Genomic DNA, 16043 nt, shown 5'->3' with positions numbered 1-16043 from the left:
GATCCAGCGCATCAGGAGGGTTTTTGTTCAAACGGACGGAGGCGCCGCTTGATGTTGTATTTACTGCGCACATAGCTGGTATGTCTGCCATCAATTCGACATCCATACCTATGGTCGGTAGATTCGGAATGCTCGCCTAATTGGCGAGTTCGGCAATGAGGGCCATTTCAACAGACAAGGAGGAGATGTATGAAGAAATATGCGTGGACAGCATCATTGATGTTATGTTGTATCGAAGCAGTTGTAGCTAATGCAGCGTACGGACAAGCGGCGTCCGCAACTCCCGCAAGCGCTCCAAAGGTGGTCGAAAATGTTTTGGGCTCTTCTGTTTACGTGCCGCCACGGCACGCCAGGAAGAAAGCGAAAAAACAGTTAGGGGGAAGTGCCGCTTCTGCCGCGCGCGACAGTACGGTCCCGGCATCGCAGTAACTGCCTGCCGTTGCCGAACTGCTTATACAGTGGCGATATAGCGAGGGCAGGTCGTCTCATGTGGTGACGATCAGGAGCAAGTAGGTCTCGTTACCGAAAGGGGAGAAGGGCGCCCCGCGCGCCCTTTTTTGCATGAGATGATCTCGTTGCTGTTGAAGTGGCGTAAAAGATTTGGCAGCAATTTAGTTTCTGGGCAGATTGGCGGAAAGAGCCGATTGTCAAATCCGAAAGATGGCTATAGCCGTATGCAAAAGACTTGCTCGTTCGGTAAGTGATGAGGCATCCTGCGCAGTAGCTTCGACCAGACTGGAATTCTGCTGAGTCGCTGCTTCCAGTTGTATGACGCTGGCGTTGATCTGTTCGATGCCGATTTTCTGTTCATTGGTCGCTCCTGCAATCTCTCCCATGAGAGCAGCGACCCGATCGACAGATGCGAAGACTTCGTTCAGCGTGTTCTGTGATTCCGCGACTGCTCGTCCGCCGTTCTGCACCTTGGTTAAAGATTCGCGCACGAGACGCTCGATATCGTCGGCAGACGAAGCCGTGCGTTGCGATAGCGACCGAACTTCACTGGCAACGACAGCGAAACCTTTACCCGACGCACCGGCGCGTGCGGCTTCAACGGCTGCATTAAGCGCGAGGATATTGGTCTGCGCAGCTATACCCTGTATTACATTCACTATCTCTTTAACTTCCGACGCATGGGCCTGGATGTCAGCCATCCGGGTGACCACGTCTGTCATGATTTGTTGACCTCGTATTCCGTTGCCTTTGGCGACCTCAGCAACGTGAGTGGCCTGCGTGGCATTCTCGGCGGTCCTCGATATGGCGGATGTCATTTGTTCTAGAGTAGCAGCGGTCTGTTCCAGAGACGCTGCCTGACTTTCGGTCCGGGATGCCAGTCCGTTGCCACGCTCAGCGAGTCCCGTGCTGGTCTCAGCCACGGCATCTATTGCTTCGCGAACGTCTTCAACAATGCTGACCAGGCTTTTTCGCATGGTATCGACCGCCTTCATCATTACGCCGACCTCGTCGACTGCGCTGTGCCGACGTGCAAAGGACAGATCGCCCGACGCGAGACGGTAGATGAGGTCGCCAACGGCGTTCAGTTCCTTGCGGATCTTGGATCTCGTCACATAAGCGAAAAGCGTTGCGGATATAGCGCCGGTAACGAGGGCTATTGCCAAGGTCACTTGACGGGAAGATCCGTAAATATCGGCATAGGGGAGTAACTCGGCCGCGCCTATTCCAATGGACAGTGGCGCCAGATGCGTAATCAGCAGGCGCGGTCCCAATGAGGTTGGCGATAAGAAACCTTTCAACCGCTTCTTGCGGAGCAGCCATTTGTTTGCAGGTCTCCTTCGGAGTACCTCGAATACGGCGATGCTTTCGCTTATCTGCTGCTCGGTCGGCTTCGTGCGTATCGTCGTGTACCCAACGGTCCTTGCCCCAACGACAGATGGCGTGATGACGCTGAATGACCAGAAAGCGCTGCCATCCTTGCAACGGTGTTTCAATGTACCTTCCCAGCGTCGCCCCGCGCGCAAGCTCTGCAAAATCGACGCAGTGAATGCCGAAGGAGTGTCCTGATGTATCAGGCGTGCGTATGGCATTCCGATGAGTTCCACCGGATCGTATCCGGATGCCCTTGCGAACGACTCGTTGACGTAAACAAGCCTGTTCTCCAGGTCGGTTCGAGAAATGAGGTAGTCACTCTCTGACAGCACATTTTCGTTCTTTGCGATAGTAGGCGCGAGCATTCTACTGATATCAATGATGACGGAAGGGTTTTATGTCGCAGTGGTTGCCGTTCCAATCTGGAATTCGGTGTAAAAATAAAAAGCCGAGGCAATGCCTCGGCTTTCTGATCAGACCACCTTTACTGACTGATCCGAAAAATTGATCGTCAATGTGAGGCTGCCTTCGCTCAGCGTCCAGGATCGCACTTCAAAGCTCCGGAGGCCGTTTTTTACGAACGGGTCCTGTTCTGCGAGTCGACGGGCATCTTCAAATGTCGGAGCACGTACGATGGTAAGTCCGCCGCCCGTGAGGTGACCTCCGGAGTTCTTGAACGGCCCGGAACCAAACAGAAGTCCGCGTTTCTCCAGTCCGATCATGTAGTCGAGATGGTCATTCAGGTGTGGCCCGAGGACCTGCGGATCCTCCACATCGCTACTCAAGATCGCGAAAAGTGGAAGTCCGAGAAGGCCGGCCACCCGTTCCCTGACATTGCTCACCATACTTCACCTCAATCAAAGAAGTCTTGAGGGACTTCGGGCCCCCACTGGTGAACAGCGTCAGGGGAGGTAAGGTTGGTTCGATGTGGTTGCGGAGCAGACGTCAGCATGTCGCCGTCACAGAAATGTTCGACCCGGAAACCGTCGGGATCACGCCAATAGTCAAAAACCTGGCTGCCGATAACGTGTCGTCCGATGCCGAATTGATGTTTCCAGCCCTTCTTGTCCAATGCATAGTGCCCCGTCTGGACCGCATCAAAGTCCTGAACTTCGAACGATGCGTGGTGGATGCCTTTCTTTCCGATTCCAAAGAGCCCGAGGCTGTGGTGGTCGACCGGGGTCTCACCTCGATTCAGGCGACAGAATGCGCCGAAGGGTCGATCGTGAATATCATCGTAAATTTCATCGGATACCAGAAGACCGAGCTTTTCCTGATACCAAGGCAAGCTCTTGGTGATATCCGTGACATTCAGCACGAGATGGCCGAGTCGAAGAATCTCAGACGGCTCAACGCGAAGACGTTGATAGGCATCGATTCGATTCTTTGTGACGCCGTAGTTAATCGTCATCGGATCACGAGCAGCCGGGACTGCAGCTGTCGGCTTACCACCGGCCAGTATCTCGATCTCCCAGCCGTCCGGGTCGACAAGGCGAATTGATTTGTGACCGCCGGGTGCATTGCTGTCGACCAACGGCACGCCCTCTCTTTCGCTCAACGCCTTCAGTGCTTCAACGCTTTCAGCGCGAAATCCGATGCCGACGAACGAGGGTTCGCCCTCTTCGGCGACATAACAGAAAGGGTACGAACCGCGTCCTTTCCAATAATGGCGGTTACCAACGACACCCGCTTCAAGCAGGCCAAAATCGCGGAGAAATTCCGCTGTCTTTTGCAGTGTCGATACGCGGTAGTGCACGTATGCAATGTCTTCAATCATTTCAGTCTCCATGTGTACTGTAACGAGCAGTACAGTTACTATAGGGCGTGGTGCTGTTGGGTACAAGCGCGCGGTACCTAACGTTTACCCAGGTATTACTATGGAGCTGGCGTGAGGGGCCATCGATGTTTTGCCCACCATCCGTCACTTATTGCGAACCTTGAGTTTGAGAGATAGATGCTATGTCGGACACTGAACTAAGCCGCCGAGCCGAGGCGAAGCGGGCTGCCATTCTCGATGCGGCAGTGACCCTGTTCCTCGAATCAGGCTTCGACGCTGTCACTCTCGATCATGTCGTAGCCCGAGCTGGTGGGTCGAAAGCGACCGTCTACAGTTACTTCGGTGCCAAGGACAACCTGTTCCATTCGTGCGTCGAACACCTATGCGAGAAGATCCTGCAGTCGGTCTCATTGTTCGACGTCGACGACCTTCCCATAGAAGAAGCGCTTCGTCAGATCGGCGTCTCGTTCCTCAACGCCGTCTTAAGCGAAGAAGCGCTCGCTTTGCATCGACTGGTAGTCGCAGAAGGGAAGCGTTTTCCAGAAATCGCAAACCGCTTTTACAGTGCCGGACCTGGTCGGGTGTATAGCGATGTCGCGAGAATCCTCCGACAACACGAAGGAGTAGCGAGCAAGGCTGTCGAATTGAGCGAGCTCTCCGTTCTGTTCGTCGACATGCTGACCGCGGAGTTCCAGCTACAGATGTTGCTTGGAATTCGCGATCGGCCGTCCAAGAAAGAAATCGCTCGTCGGGTCGACCATGCTGTTCGAGTCATGATGACCGGGGCCTGCTTGCGTCGTAGCTAGGACGATCGAGCTGAATTCACGCCGTAAATCAGGTGCATTTAGACAATTTGTTGGTTGAATAGGTTTTGTTTGTTTAACGTCCCCTTCGAAGCGGCTCCGTCTGCCATCGCATGAACAACGGCTCTCTCCGGAGATGTCGTTGGCGATCGCTGATGCAGTAAAAGATCAGCCGCACTCTACATAAGAGGAGACGACATGAAGCAGACGAAACTTGGGGTGCTGGCTGAGTGTAAACAACACGCGGCATGTGAATGTGTCGGCCCGCGAATCAGAACGCAGCGGTTTGCGGGAGCGATGAGACGAATGCTTGGCGTTGGACTGCTTGCATGTGGACTATGCGGCGCCACGTCAGCCGTGGCTACTGAAGGTGGTGGGACTTCTTATCCCCTTGGCGTCAATACTGTGCTTTCCGGGTTTATGCCGCCGCCAGGCCTATATGGATATGCATATCTTTCTAACTACGACGCAGCACACACGCTCGACAATAACGGGAACGACAAGGCCGGGTTATCGAATTTTGACCTGCATGTTCAGGCAGCTTCGTTGCGCGTTGACTACGTGTACTCGGGAATAAAGATTCTTGGCGCGGATGTTGAGAGTCGCTTTGCTCTACCGTATATCAATGGGAGCGTTGAATTCAATGTGGCAACTCCGAAGGGCAGTGTGCACAAGGCCGACCATGAGTCGGGTTTTGGCGACCTGACACTGTCGCCATTCCTGCTTGGCTGGCATGGCACACGTCTGAACCAGATTGCCGGCTTCGACGTTTTTGTCCCGACAGGAGACTATAATAAGACGAACCTGTTCAATCCCGGACGTAATTATTGGGCCTTTGGTCCGTGGTACGCATTTACTCTGTTTCTCGGTGGAAACTGGGAGATGAACGGCAAGGCTATCTACATCTTTAACGGCCGCAATCACGCTACAGACTACACGTCCGGTCAGGAGTTTAACCTTGACTATGACATCGCATACAACATCACGCCTGCATGGCAGGTCGGTGTGAACGGATACGCCTATAAGCAGACTACCGACGACAAGCAGGGTGGAAATACGGTCGCTGTCGATGGCAATAAAGGACAGGTTGTCGCAATCGGGCCGTTCTTCAAATTTCAGCCTAACAAGACGTGGGGTGTCGTCGTCAAGTGGCAGCATGAAACTCTTGTGCGAAATCGCGCCCGCGGCGATCGCATCTGGCTGCAGGCCGCGGTGAAGTTCTAACGGAACAATGTGGTTTCGCGGAATCCGCTCATGTGTGGCGCATGCGAACAGTTACGCATCTCCTTGGATGAGCAGAAACGGATAGTCTGTTATCGATGACATGATTATCGCGCAGGGCACGTGATCGTGAGTCACCAGCAGCGACAAAAGTGGCGCTTTGGCTCAGCCAGGGCACCGCTGCACTCTTCGGCAACTACCGAGATGCAAGATGGCTATTCATTCCATCGAGACAACGGGTGCGCGCCCGATGTCTCGGACGGCGCATATCGCGCGGTAGCGAGTACCTCAGGCGGCACCGGGACGTGTGCGCGTGTGGCCAGTGCAGCCGCGAAACATCAGCAGATCGCCCGGCTGCATGTGGACCATGCTTCATCGGTGAGTGGTGTCGTAGCGATCACTGCTGTGCAGACTTCCGAGCTTGCATAAGCAGAGAAGTCGACCGACATATCGGCGCAGACGAGTCTCGCGCTTGAGAACGGCCAGCGACGTATTACGTAGGCCAGTCGCGTGGTGAGGCTTCATGACGGCGTTCGTCGCGGTCAATACGCGGCGGCACGGTCTCGGCAGTCGGGTGGTACGCCCCGCGATCAATCTGGCCTCCGATCGCGATACGTACATGAAGGCGTTGTTTGGCACCACCGCGATCCGAGCGACGAAGCCATATTTCAGGGGCATGAAGGCCAACACCAGCTATGCGTATGATCCCGCACTCGCGAAAAGGCTGCTGGCGCGGGCGAGGATGGCGAATGGACTGAGCCTGACGAACCGGACCCTCTCGACTGGCAGCACGCTCAATCCGAATCCGAAGGTGGGCGCCAAACTGCTTCAGACCGACCTCACCAAGGTATGCATCGACGCGCGGATCAAGACCCTGGAGTGGGGCGTGCTGCTGCATGGAATCAGGTAGGCGCAATACGACCTGCTGTTCATGGGGTGTGCCGGCGACCACGGCGATCCGGACAACTTCTTTTAGCCGCTGTTCTCGTGCGACGCGGTGAATTGCAGCACCAACTTTCAGCGAAACAGCGATGCGTCGCGGGACACGTCGATCGCGAGCGGCAAAGCGACCAGCACCGCGTGGGCTCGCACGCAGGATCGCGATCGTGCCGTGAAGATCGCGCATGATCAGGCGCTCGGGATTCCACTTGCGCATCCGCTGGTGGCCGCGATCAGGCATCCGAATGTCGATGGCTATCGCATCATTCCGTTTGGCCGTGTGAACTTCGGATGAGTGTCGATCTGGTGACCACAACTGACAGACCGTCGTGTGTCACTCTTTCACCGGATGATGGGCGAGCAGATGCACGACCGTCAGTGGAGACGCGCACGTTTTTCTAAACTTTCCGCTTCGGTCGGCATAAGGTTGATTCGTTAGAAACGGTCGATCATTCCGTGCTCGAACAGCAGTTCTGCTAGGTCACGAAGGCCGAGCCGGAATGGAATTGGCGGCGCACCGCGTAACTGATGACTGCCGCCGGAAAGCAATAATCGTGATAGGCAAATGACGATTATCAAAAACGTTAGACGACCATGTTCCGCAACTCCCCAATACCTTCAATCCAGACGCGAATCGTGTCTCCGCGTTTGAGAAACGTACCAGACTCCATGCCAACACCGGCCGGCGTGCCAGTCAGGATGACGTCGCCGGGATACAGTTCCACTCGTTCGCTCAAGTAGGCGATCTGTTCTGCCACGCCGTAAAGATGATTCGATGTGTTCGAATCCTGTCTCAGTTCATCGTTGACCCAGCATTTGATGTCGAGATCTTCGGGCGTGGCGATAAACTCTGCCGGCGTGAAGAATGGGCCTAAAGGGCATGAACCGGGAAAGGACTTGTGACCGATCCAGTCAAAACGGAAAGGCGACGACGGATCGACATTTTCCCGCCGCAAATTGTCTCGGGCGGAGAGGTCATTGGCGCAGGTATACCCGGCGACGTACTGCAACGCGTTATCCACGTCAACAAAGCGTGCCATCCTGCCAATGACGACCGCGAGTTCTGCTTCGTAGTCGAGCTTCTCGGTGTGAGCAGGATACGTTACCGACTGACCATGAGCGGCGAGGGTGCTTCGCCCAGCCTTCTGGAAATGCCAGGGATCTATGCCGGCCGCCTTGGGATCGGTCTCCAGATTCATATTGAAGGCTTTGGACATTGCTTCAACGTGGTCTTTGTAGTTCGCTCCCGCGCCGTAGATGATTCCGGGCGTCTCGAACGGGGGGAGAAAGCTTATCGCGGCGATATCAAGCGATTTGATCTGCTCAGCCTTGCCTTGGTACAGATCGTTCGCCAACTGCGCAAGTTTCGGTCCGAAGATACTCCAACCTGCAATGAGCTGATCAAAGGTCTGGTCGCCCACAACGGCTATGTCGCAGGCGACGGCGCAAGACTTCAGGCTGTACAGATCAGAGCCGAAGGTAATGCCAGTTTGCCGCTCGAATCCATCGAGCGAATATGAGAAAAGTTGATACTTCATCTGGGGTAGTTCCGCGTTGTTTCAGGAGGGGTGGGGTATCAGTCGCGTGTTGATTCCGCCTCGATGAGCTTGATGACAGCAGAGATGTCTTCACCGCCCATACCATCGTCCAAAGCCTTTTCGAAATAGCGCTTCGCGGTGGAAAAAAGGGGCGTAGCGCATCCAAGGTCGGACGCAAGCTGGCCGGCCATCTCCAGATATTTTTCCAGCGTACTGAAAGGGCCGGGAGCCGGTGAGAACGTGCGCGAGGCCATCATCGGGCCTCGAATGGAAAACATTGCAGAGTTGCCCACGCTTTGCTTGATTATTTCGACCACGCGATGAGGATTGAATCCTGCACGTGCGCCCATGTTGATGGCCTCTGCCGCGGCCAGCGTATGGATTGTCAGGAGGTAGTTGGCGATCAGCTTCATATTGACCGCTGATCCGAGTTCACCAATGTGAAAATGGACCGATGAAATCGCGTTCAGAACCGTTTCTACAGATGTAAGGACGTCTTCGTCGCCGCCAATGAAGAGCGCGGCTTTTCGCTGCTCAACAATGCTGGGGGAACCGCTGACTTCTACCTCGAGCACTTTTGCGCCCGTTTGCTGGATGCGCTCAGCTTGGGCGATCTTGAATTCGCGACTGTATGTTCCTAGTTCAATGACAGTTTGGCTGGGGGAGAGGGATGCGAGGACTCCACGCGGCCCCTCTAAAACTTCAAGCTGGGCCTGCTGACCTGGCAGGCACAGAAGCAGCACGTCACATGCTTTCACCACGTCCGCTGGCTCGTCCATTGCGACTCCGCCTCTGGCGACGAACTCGGCCCGGTCTGTTCGCCGGAAGCCGACAACCGAGAATCCGGCTGCCATAAGGTTGGTTGCGATTGGCAGCCCAAGTTGCCCGATCCCGATCATGCCAATACGTGCTGCGCTCACAGATGTCTCCTGTAGATGTTTTTCCTAGTCTTGCCCAAGTTTGTCCAAGAAGCCATACTGATTTCGTAATGGGTAACTATTAGCAGAATAGATAGGAGGGGGCGTGTGAAGGATTTGAACCTGCTTTATGCTTTCGAAGCGATTTGGCGGGAAAGGTCGGTGTCAGCCGCCGCCGAAGTGCTTGGTGTCACTCAGTCAGCTACGAGCGGCTCGTTGAAGAAGCTGCGGGGGGAATACGACGACAAGCTGTTTGTGCAGGTCGGGCGGCGCATGGAGCCAACCCCCCTGGCCAACGAGTTGGCACCTATGCTGCTGGATGCATTGGCGATGATCCGCAGAACGCGTAAGGAGCCTGCAAATTTTGAACCGCTCCAGTCGAAACGGGTATTCACCATCAGGACGCGCGACATCGGGGAAGTCGCCTGTTTCCCGCGACTTGTTCAACGGCTTCGGGACGTTGCCCCGAACGTCAGAATTCGGAGCATATGGAAACCGATAGACGAGACGCTGGCGGGACTTGCAAGCGGACAGATCGATCTTGCGGTTGGGTATCTTCCTGCCCTCGAGGCAGGAATACACGGCAAGTCCCTTTTCTCGCAGAAGTACGTGACGGTATTACGGAAAGGGCATCCGCTGGAAGGGGCTGTTTTGACGCTGGACCGTTTTCTAACTCAAGAACATCTACTCGTCGAGTACTCGGGAAGTGGTCACGTATTGCTAGAAAAGGCATTGATTGAGGCGGGTGCGAAGGACCGTATCAGGCTTCGGCTACCCCAGTATCTGTCCGCCCCGCATATCGTCACCAGCACGGATCTGATATGGGTTGTGCCCGAGCTGCTCGCAAGCGAACTGACGAAGCATTTTGAGCTTGTAGTGAAACCACTACCTTTATCGGTTCCCGAATTCGACGTAGCCATGTACTGGCATGACCGATACCATCGCGATCCTGCCAGCCGGTGGCTCCGGGAGCAGTTCGATACGCTCTTTCGAACGGTGTGAGAACCGATGCAGCGATAAGAGGCGCAACGTCAATAGCGCCGCCCAAGGAGACGCAGATGAATCTTTTAACGCTGGATCTAAACCTCCTGCTTGTGTTCGACTCCATTCTGAGAACAAGGAGCACGACCTTGGCAGCGGAAGAATTGAGCTTGACACAGTCGGCCGTCAGTAACGCCTTGAAGCGTTTGCGAATATCCTTCGACGATCCATTGTTCGTCAAGACAAAGGATGGAATGCTGCCTACCTCTTTGGCGGAGGGCCTGGCTGATCATGTCAGTGCAGGCCTGGCATCGTTCCGGCAAGCCGTGGAAACCAAAAGCAATTTCGACCCTCAGACGTCCGACCGGTCTTTTACGATTTACATGAGCGACCTCGGGCAAATGGTGTTCATGCCGAAGCTTATCTCTCACTTGGCATCGGCCGCGCCCAACATTCGAATCGTCACCGTCGATGCCATGCCTAAAGATGCGCAAAACGCAATGTCGACCGGGGAAATCGATCTGGCAATAGGCTTGTTTATGAGCTTTGATCCGGGGTTTCATCAACAACGGCTTTTCCGTGAATACTACGTCGCGATAGTGCGTGAGGGGCACCCCACCATATCGACTGCGCTGTCGCTCAGGAGATTTCTTGATGCGCGGCATGCTGTGTACAAGCCTACGGCCGGCAGCCACGCCCTGTTCGAAGAGGCCGTTGAGGGTGTATTTGAGAAAAACGGACGTGCCAGGCAGGTTGCTGTCCGACTCGCCCATTCGCTTGGGCTATCACAAATGATCACGGCCAGTGACTTGCTCGTTTGTGTTCCCAGCCGTTTGGCGAACGCCTTCAATGGCTACGCAAGCGTCAGAGTCTTTCCGTTACCGTTTGAGGCACCCACCTTCGATATTTCACAGCTCTGGCATGACAGATGTCATCGTGATGCGGGGCACCGCTGGCTCCGAAGCACCGTTGCATCACTGTTCGTGAGTCTGTCTGGACACCAGGCTGCCGGGCAAAATTTATGATGTAAATTCCGTGGATTTACACAATTTGTTGGTGCAATAACGGTGGTCAGCCTATCTTGAACGAATCAACGCGATAGCAGCTGCAGTCTTCCAGATCACAATCTCGGCTCGGCTGCTGCAATCAAGAAAAGCTGGAGACAGGCTGTGATTAATCTACACGACATTCGATACGTCCGCCTAGCTACGGATGACCTTCAGTCCACTGTCAAGTACGCGCAGGAGATACTTGGGCTGCAGCAGGTTCGTCGAGAGGGTCCCTTCGTCTATTTTCGCAGCGACAATCGCGACCATTCTGTTTGTTACTACGAAGGCAACCCCGCCGAACATGTAGTCGCCTTCGAGGTGACCACGGCCGAAGAGCTGGACGGTGCCGCCGCGCAGCTTGAGGCAATGCGGACGCCGGTCAAGCGCGGAAGTCGGGATGAAAGCGAAATGCGGCGCGTCGAAGATTTCATTACATTCGCCGACCCGACTGGCAACAAGATCGACCTGGTGCTGCGTCCCCATGAGAGCAGCCGCAGATACCATGCGTCGCGCGACGCGGGCATCGAGTCATTCAGCCACGTCGGGCTTCGCACGACAAATGCCGCTCGCGACGAGGAATTCTGGACGACAGTTTGCAACGCGCGCGTATCTGACCGAATCGGCGACGCGCCGCTACTGCGCATCGATGAAGTGCACCACAAGATCGCGCTCTTTCCCTCGGACCACGCAGGTGTGCAGCACGTCAACTTTCAGGTCAACAGTATCGATGACCTGATGCGGTCGTATTACTTCCTGGTTGAGCGTGGCGTACCTATCCGCTTCGGTCCCGGTCGACACCCTACGTCGGGTGCTGCCTTCCTGTATTTCGCCGGCCCTGATGGGATGATTTACGAGTACTCGACCGGCGTGCGCCTCATCACAGCCGACGAAGAACGGGACTATAAGCCGCGTCAGTTTCCATTCGGTCCGACTGGCTTCTGCATGTGGGGGGCAAAGCCCAACATTGAAGAGTTTTCAGTCTGACGTGGAGAGGACGATGTTTGACAACGTTCGTTCCGATGCCGACCGGAAGCTCAGAGTCGCGGCACGCTCACTTGGCAGGGCTGGACTTGCACACGCATACGGGCACTACAGCGTGCGCCTTGACGCTAACCATTTCCTCGTCTGCGCCCCAAAACCAATGGCGCTACTCGACAGTTCCGACGAGGGAACGGTCGTCCCGGTGAAAGGCGCGCTGCCCGACGGCGTCCTTGGTGAGGTCCGTATCCACCAGCAGATTTATTCACAACGCCCAAGCATCCAGTCGGTCGCCAGAAGCATGCCGCCCAAGGTGATGTCGCTTTCCACCTTGTCGCGCACACCGTCGCCGCGGCACGGTTTCGGCAGCTACTTCTCACCATCCGTTCCTCTTTGGGATGACCCTCTTCTTATCCGCTCGGATGCGCAGGCTAGCGCGTTGGCTGACGTAATGGGTGAAAGCAGGGCGGTAGTAATGCGAGGCAATGGCGCAGTCGTCGCAGGAGGCTCGCCTGAAGAAGTGCTTGTGTTGACCTGGTATCTGGAGGACGCGGCACGTGTGGAGCTCGATGTTCTGGCTTGTGGAGCCGGCCTGTTGGGAAAGACGCTGACCGAGACGCAATGTGAAACCCGCGCAACATTTTCCGGAAGGATTCTGGAGCGGATGTGGGACTACCTCTCTGCGGGCGACTGCGAACTCTGAATTACATGGAAGATTGAAATGCAAATGCGAGAAAACTCTACGTTCCAGAATTTTATCAATGGCGAATGGGTATCGACAGAGCGTCATTTCCGGAACGTCAATCCTGTGGACGGTAGTCTCATCGGACTTGTGCATGAGGCCGGATCATCCGAGGTCGACGCCGCGGTAAAGGCTGCACGCGCAGCGCTTTCCGGACCATGGGGCCGCTTCAGTGTTCAGGAGCGCGTCGAGCTGCTCTACGCAATCGCCGACGGAATTAACCGGCGGTTTGATGACTTCCTTGCTGCGGAAATCGCCGACACGGGCAAACCGCAATCGCTGGCTAGCCATCTTGATATTCCGCGTGGCGCAGCGAATTTCAAGATCTTCGCCGACGTCATCAAGAATGCGCCGACGGAGTCGTTCGAGATGGCCACACCGAACGGTGGCAAGGCTCTCAATTACGCGATCAGGGTGCCCAAGGGCGTGGTGGGCGTGATCTGTCCGTGGAATCTGCCGCTGCTGCTGATGACATGGAAAGTTGGGCCAGCACTTGCGTGCGGCAACGCGGTCATCGTGAAGCCCTCCGAGGAAACGCCTGGTACGGCCACTTTGCTTGGCGAAGTGATGAACGAGGTTGGGGTGCCCCCCGGTGTGTACAACGTCGTCCATGGGTTCGGACCTGGATCGGCCGGGGAGTATCTCACCACGCACAGGGAGGTGAACGCCATTACCTTTACTGGCGAAACACGCACCGGTGAAGCCATTATGAAGGCGGCTGCTAACGGCACGCGCCCGGTCTCATTCGAACTGGGCGGCAAGAACGCGGCAATCGTGTTCGCTGACTGCGACTTCGATAAGGCGATCGAGGGAGTGACCCGTTCGGCATTCGCGAACAGCGGGCAGGTATGTCTCGGGACGGAGCGTGTATACGTCCAACGTCCGATCTTCGACAAGTTCGTGACAGCGCTTAAGGTCAAAGCAGAATCGATGAAGCCCGGAAATCCCTACGATAAGGAAGTGAATTTCGGCCCGCTGATATCGCAGGAGCATCAGCAGAAAGTACTCTCTTATTACGCACGTGCGCAGGCCGACGGAGCGACGGTCATCGCAGGTGGTGGTGTACCACAGTTCGACGGGAAACTGGCGGAAGGGTCGTGGGTCCAGCCGACAATCTGGACAGGATTACCTGAAACCTCCGCGGTGATTCAGGAAGAGATTTTTGGTCCGTGCTGCCATATCGCTCCGTTCGACACCGAGGAAGAAGTCGTTGGTCTCGCCAACGCGAGTGAATATGGGCTGTGCACCTCAGTATGGACTAGCAACATAGGAACCGCTCACCGTCTTGCAGCTTCCATCGAAGTCGGCCTTTGCTGGATCAACTCTTGGTTCCTGCGCGACCTGCGCACACCCTTCGGTGGCTCAAAGGCGTCTGGCATTGGACGGGAGGGGGGTGTCCATTCGCTCGAGTTCTATACGGAACTTCGCAACATTTGTATTCAGCTTTGAGGCAAGCATGGAGATCTCCGACATCAAGCGCTACGGCGCGGAGCTTTATCAGTCACTGGTCACCCGGGAGCCGGTTTTACCGCTTTCTTCGCGAGTGCCGGGTATGACCATCGACGATGCCTATTGCGTTCAGCTTGAGATGATGAACTTGCGCGTTGCCGCGCGCAACGAGCGGGTGGTCGGCAAGAAGGTCGGTGTGACAAGCAAGGTCGTCATGGATCTGCTTAAGGTCAACCAGCCCGACTTCGGCGTGCTGACATCCGGAATGGCCTATCAGGATGGCGCCACGGTTCCATTGGAACAGTTCATCGCACCCAAGGCCGAAGGGGAAATTGCTTTCGTATTGAAGCATGACCTTTCTGGCCCCGGCGTCACGGTTGCAGACGTCCTTCACGCGACTGAGTTCGTCATGCCTTGCTTCGAGCTCGTTGACTCGCGTATTAAGGACTGGAAGATCACGATCATGGATACCGTCGCCGACAACGCGTCGTCGGGCGCTTTCGTGCTTGGCGATAACGCGATCGATCCCTCGAAGATCGACTTGTCCACCGTGGGCATGACGCTGGAAAAGAATGGAGAGATTGTGGCAACGGGCGCAGGTGCTGCAGCGCTTGGGCACCCCGCGAACGCAGTTGCATGGCTGGCAAATACGCTAGGCCGTCACGGTCTGGGACTACGTGCAGGAGAGGTCATTTTGTCGGGGTCGCTTGCCACGATGGTTCCTGTGAATGTCGGTGACAACCTCCAGGTTCGACTGGGTGGTATCGGCACTGCGTCGGTGCGGTTTAGCTAAAGAATGTGAGGAAGGAATGAATCTCGACAAGAACACCATTGCTTATCTCGCGGAAAAGCTCGAGTCCGCTGAGATCGAACGGCGCGAAGTCACGAAGATTACGCAGGAATTCCCTGAGCTTGACTGGGATGATGCGTATGCGATTCAGGATGAGATCCGCCGGCGCAAAGAAGCGCGGGGCGTCCGCATCGTCGGTTACAAGATGGGTCTGACGTCGCACGCGAAAATGCGTCAGATGGGCGTGGCAGAACCCGTGCGCGGCTTTCTCACCGACTATGGGTACTGCTTCGACGGTTCGAGCATTTCAACGAAGGACCTTATCCACCCGAAGGTGGAGGCGGAAATTGCCTTTGTGCTCAAGCGTCCGTTGAAGGGGCCGGGCTGCACGATCGCCGACGTACTTGCAGCAACGGACTTTGTTATACCCGCCGTCGAGGTCATCGACTCGCGGTATCTGGATTTCAAGTTCGATGTGAAGAGCGTTATCGCCGATAACACTTCTGCTGCGAAGTTTGTCGTGGGGGGCGCCCACAAGTCGGTGGATGGCCTTGATTTGAAGACTTTGGGCGTAGTCCTTGAGAAGAACGGTGAAGTCGTTGCGACCGCGGCTGGCGCGGCTGTGCTCGGCCATCCGGCACATAGCGTCGCCATGCTGGCGAATATGCTTGCGCAAAGCGGAGAAGAGTTGCCGGCAGGTGCATTCATTATGACCGGCGGCGTCACCGAAGCGATTCCCGTCGAAGCCGGCGACAGTATCGCCGTTCGATATCAAAGCCTCGGATCACTTTCCATGCGATTTGTTTGATACGCGCAGGCACTGAGGAAAAACCATGCCGATTATTCAGGTTTACATGATGGAAGGTCGCAGCGACGAGCAGAAAGCGAAACTCATTGAGGCGCTGACGTCCGCGACCGTTGAACAAGTGGGTGCTCCGCGAGAATCAGTTCGGGTCCTGATCAGCGAAATGCCCAAGACGCACTGGGGCATTGGCGGAAAAACGGCCAAGGAACTCGGGCGATAACCTGTCAGGA

General features: G+C 55.7%; 17 protein-coding genes and 1 pseudogene. 12 read left to right on the top strand and 6 right to left on the bottom strand.

Annotated features, from left to right (window positions below; genetic code table 11):
* Positions 1 to 647: 647 nt before the first annotated feature.
* The 3 genes from FVF58_RS30685 to FVF58_RS30675 all read right to left on the bottom strand — a co-directional run bounded on the left by FVF58_RS30685 (position 648) and on the right by FVF58_RS30675 (position 3601).
* The gene (locus FVF58_RS30685) at positions 648 to 2189 is read right to left on the bottom strand and encodes a methyl-accepting chemotaxis protein (RefSeq protein WP_149673531.1); all 1542 of its coding nucleotides are present in this window, start codon (positions 2187 to 2189) and stop codon (positions 648 to 650) included.
* 108 nt (positions 2190 to 2297) lie between these two features.
* Positions 2298 to 2669 (bottom strand): YciI family protein, encoded by a 372-nt coding sequence (locus FVF58_RS30680; RefSeq protein ID WP_149673530.1) that lies wholly within the window; start codon positions 2667 to 2669, stop codon positions 2298 to 2300.
* Positions 2670 to 2677: 8 nt separating this feature from the next.
* Entirely contained in the window at positions 2678 to 3601 is a 924-nt protein-coding gene (locus tag FVF58_RS30675) for a VOC family protein (RefSeq protein WP_188130968.1), read from the bottom strand.
* Positions 3602 to 3783: 182 nt separating this feature from the next.
* Here FVF58_RS30675 and FVF58_RS30670 point away from each other — a divergent pair, with 182 nt between their 5' ends.
* Together FVF58_RS30670 and FVF58_RS30665 are read left to right on the top strand one after the other, a co-directional pair.
* Positions 3784 to 4407 carry a TetR/AcrR family transcriptional regulator gene (locus FVF58_RS30670; protein WP_149673528.1) on the top strand — a complete coding sequence of 208 codons (624 nt, stop codon included), beginning with the start codon at positions 3784 to 3786 and terminating at the stop codon, positions 4405 to 4407.
* Between the two features lie 195 nt (positions 4408 to 4602).
* Positions 4603 to 5628 (top strand): SphA family protein, encoded by a 1026-nt coding sequence (locus FVF58_RS30665; RefSeq protein WP_149673527.1) that lies wholly within the window; start codon positions 4603 to 4605, stop codon positions 5626 to 5628.
* 335 nt (positions 5629 to 5963) lie between these two features.
* Here FVF58_RS30665 and FVF58_RS54860 read toward each other — a convergent pair whose 3' ends face one another.
* The gene (locus FVF58_RS54860) at positions 5964 to 6131 is read right to left on the bottom strand and encodes a class II glutamine amidotransferase (protein WP_149673579.1); all 168 of its coding nucleotides are present in this window, start codon (positions 6129 to 6131) and stop codon (positions 5964 to 5966) included.
* A gap of 17 nt (positions 6132 to 6148) precedes the next feature.
* Here FVF58_RS54860 and FVF58_RS30655 point away from each other — a divergent pair, with 17 nt between their 5' ends.
* On the top strand, positions 6149 to 6535 hold the full coding sequence (locus tag FVF58_RS30655) for an ABC transporter substrate-binding protein (protein WP_149673526.1): 387 nt from the start codon (positions 6149 to 6151) through the stop codon (positions 6533 to 6535).
* Positions 6536 to 6622: 87 nt separating this feature from the next.
* Positions 6623 to 6859: a hypothetical protein gene (locus FVF58_RS30650; protein WP_149673525.1), complete on the top strand. Its 237-nt coding sequence runs from the start codon at positions 6623 to 6625 to the stop codon at positions 6857 to 6859.
* A gap of 289 nt (positions 6860 to 7148) precedes the next feature.
* On the opposite strand, the gene FVF58_RS30645 is transcribed toward FVF58_RS30650, so the two are convergent.
* Positions 7149 to 8102 (bottom strand): fumarylacetoacetate hydrolase family protein, encoded by a 954-nt coding sequence (locus FVF58_RS30645; RefSeq protein WP_149673524.1) that lies wholly within the window; start codon positions 8100 to 8102, stop codon positions 7149 to 7151.
* Positions 8103 to 8140: 38 nt separating this feature from the next.
* Positions 8141 to 9031 (bottom strand): annotated as a pseudogene (locus tag FVF58_RS54475) (NAD(P)-dependent oxidoreductase); the annotation flags it as partial.
* 96 nt (positions 9032 to 9127) lie between these two features.
* On the opposite strand from FVF58_RS54475, the gene FVF58_RS30635 reads away from it, so the two are divergent.
* The 8 genes from FVF58_RS30635 to FVF58_RS30600 all read left to right on the top strand — a co-directional run bounded on the left by FVF58_RS30635 (position 9128) and on the right by FVF58_RS30600 (position 16033).
* Complete coding sequence (locus tag FVF58_RS30635; RefSeq protein ID WP_149673522.1) at positions 9128 to 10021, top strand: LysR family transcriptional regulator; 894 nt, start codon at positions 9128 to 9130, stop codon at positions 10019 to 10021.
* A 56-nt stretch (positions 10022 to 10077) separates the two neighbouring features.
* Positions 10078 to 11025, top strand: coding sequence for a LysR family transcriptional regulator (locus tag FVF58_RS30630; RefSeq protein ID WP_149673521.1), 948 nt, complete (start codon positions 10078 to 10080; stop codon positions 11023 to 11025).
* Positions 11026 to 11169: 144 nt separating this feature from the next.
* A complete protein-coding gene (locus tag FVF58_RS30625) occupies positions 11170 to 12033 on the top strand; it encodes a VOC family protein (RefSeq protein ID WP_149673520.1) in 864 nt (287 codons plus the stop codon).
* A gap of 13 nt (positions 12034 to 12046) precedes the next feature.
* On the top strand, positions 12047 to 12730 hold the full coding sequence (locus FVF58_RS30620; RefSeq protein WP_149673519.1) for a class II aldolase/adducin family protein: 684 nt from the start codon (positions 12047 to 12049) through the stop codon (positions 12728 to 12730).
* Between the two features lie 18 nt (positions 12731 to 12748).
* Positions 12749 to 14218, top strand: coding sequence for a 2-hydroxymuconic semialdehyde dehydrogenase (locus FVF58_RS30615; RefSeq protein WP_425468982.1), 1470 nt, complete (start codon positions 12749 to 12751; stop codon positions 14216 to 14218).
* 7 nt (positions 14219 to 14225) lie between these two features.
* Positions 14226 to 15011 (top strand): fumarylacetoacetate hydrolase family protein, encoded by a 786-nt coding sequence (locus FVF58_RS30610; protein WP_149673518.1) that lies wholly within the window; start codon positions 14226 to 14228, stop codon positions 15009 to 15011.
* Between the two features lie 16 nt (positions 15012 to 15027).
* Entirely contained in the window at positions 15028 to 15816 is a 789-nt protein-coding gene (dmpH, locus tag FVF58_RS30605) for a 2-oxo-3-hexenedioate decarboxylase (protein ID WP_149673517.1), read from the top strand.
* Positions 15817 to 15841: 25 nt separating this feature from the next.
* Positions 15842 to 16033: a 2-hydroxymuconate tautomerase gene (locus tag FVF58_RS30600; protein ID WP_149673516.1), complete on the top strand. Its 192-nt coding sequence runs from the start codon at positions 15842 to 15844 to the stop codon at positions 16031 to 16033.
* The last annotated feature ends 10 nt before the right edge of the window (positions 16034 to 16043 follow it).

It is taken from the genome of Paraburkholderia panacisoli (assembly GCF_008369935.1).
GTDB lineage: Bacteria > Pseudomonadota > Gammaproteobacteria > Burkholderiales > Burkholderiaceae > Paraburkholderia > Paraburkholderia panacisoli.
This window is presented reverse-complemented; position numbering and strand designations above follow the sequence as displayed.

Excerpts from the sequence above, each read along its gene's own strand:
- FVF58_RS30685 (WP_149673531.1), bottom strand. The coding sequence starts at position 2,189 with ATGCTCGCGCCTACTATCGCAAAGAACGAAAATGTGCTGTCAGAGAGT.
- FVF58_RS30680 (WP_149673530.1), bottom strand. The coding sequence starts at position 2,669 with ATGGTGAGCAATGTCAGGGAACGGGTGGCCGGCCTTCTCGGACTTCCA.
- FVF58_RS30675 (WP_188130968.1), bottom strand. The coding sequence starts at position 3,601 with ATGATTGAAGACATTGCATACGTGCACTACCGCGTATCGACACTGCAA.
- FVF58_RS30670 (WP_149673528.1), top strand. The coding sequence starts at position 3,784 with ATGTCGGACACTGAACTAAGCCGCCGAGCCGAGGCGAAGCGGGCTGCC.
- FVF58_RS30665 (WP_149673527.1), top strand. The coding sequence starts at position 4,603 with ATGAAGCAGACGAAACTTGGGGTGCTGGCTGAGTGTAAACAACACGCG.
- FVF58_RS30655 (WP_149673526.1), top strand. The coding sequence starts at position 6,149 with ATGACGGCGTTCGTCGCGGTCAATACGCGGCGGCACGGTCTCGGCAGT.
- FVF58_RS30645 (WP_149673524.1), bottom strand. The coding sequence starts at position 8,102 with ATGAAGTATCAACTTTTCTCATATTCGCTCGATGGATTCGAGCGGCAA.
- FVF58_RS30630 (WP_149673521.1), top strand. The coding sequence starts at position 10,078 with ATGAATCTTTTAACGCTGGATCTAAACCTCCTGCTTGTGTTCGACTCC.
- FVF58_RS30620 (WP_149673519.1), top strand. The coding sequence starts at position 12,047 with ATGTTTGACAACGTTCGTTCCGATGCCGACCGGAAGCTCAGAGTCGCG.
- FVF58_RS30615 (WP_425468982.1), top strand. The coding sequence starts at position 12,749 with ATGCAAATGCGAGAAAACTCTACGTTCCAGAATTTTATCAATGGCGAA.
- FVF58_RS30610 (WP_149673518.1), top strand. The coding sequence starts at position 14,226 with ATGGAGATCTCCGACATCAAGCGCTACGGCGCGGAGCTTTATCAGTCA.
- dmpH (WP_149673517.1), top strand. The coding sequence starts at position 15,028 with ATGAATCTCGACAAGAACACCATTGCTTATCTCGCGGAAAAGCTCGAG.
- FVF58_RS30600 (WP_149673516.1), top strand. The coding sequence starts at position 15,842 with ATGCCGATTATTCAGGTTTACATGATGGAAGGTCGCAGCGACGAGCAG.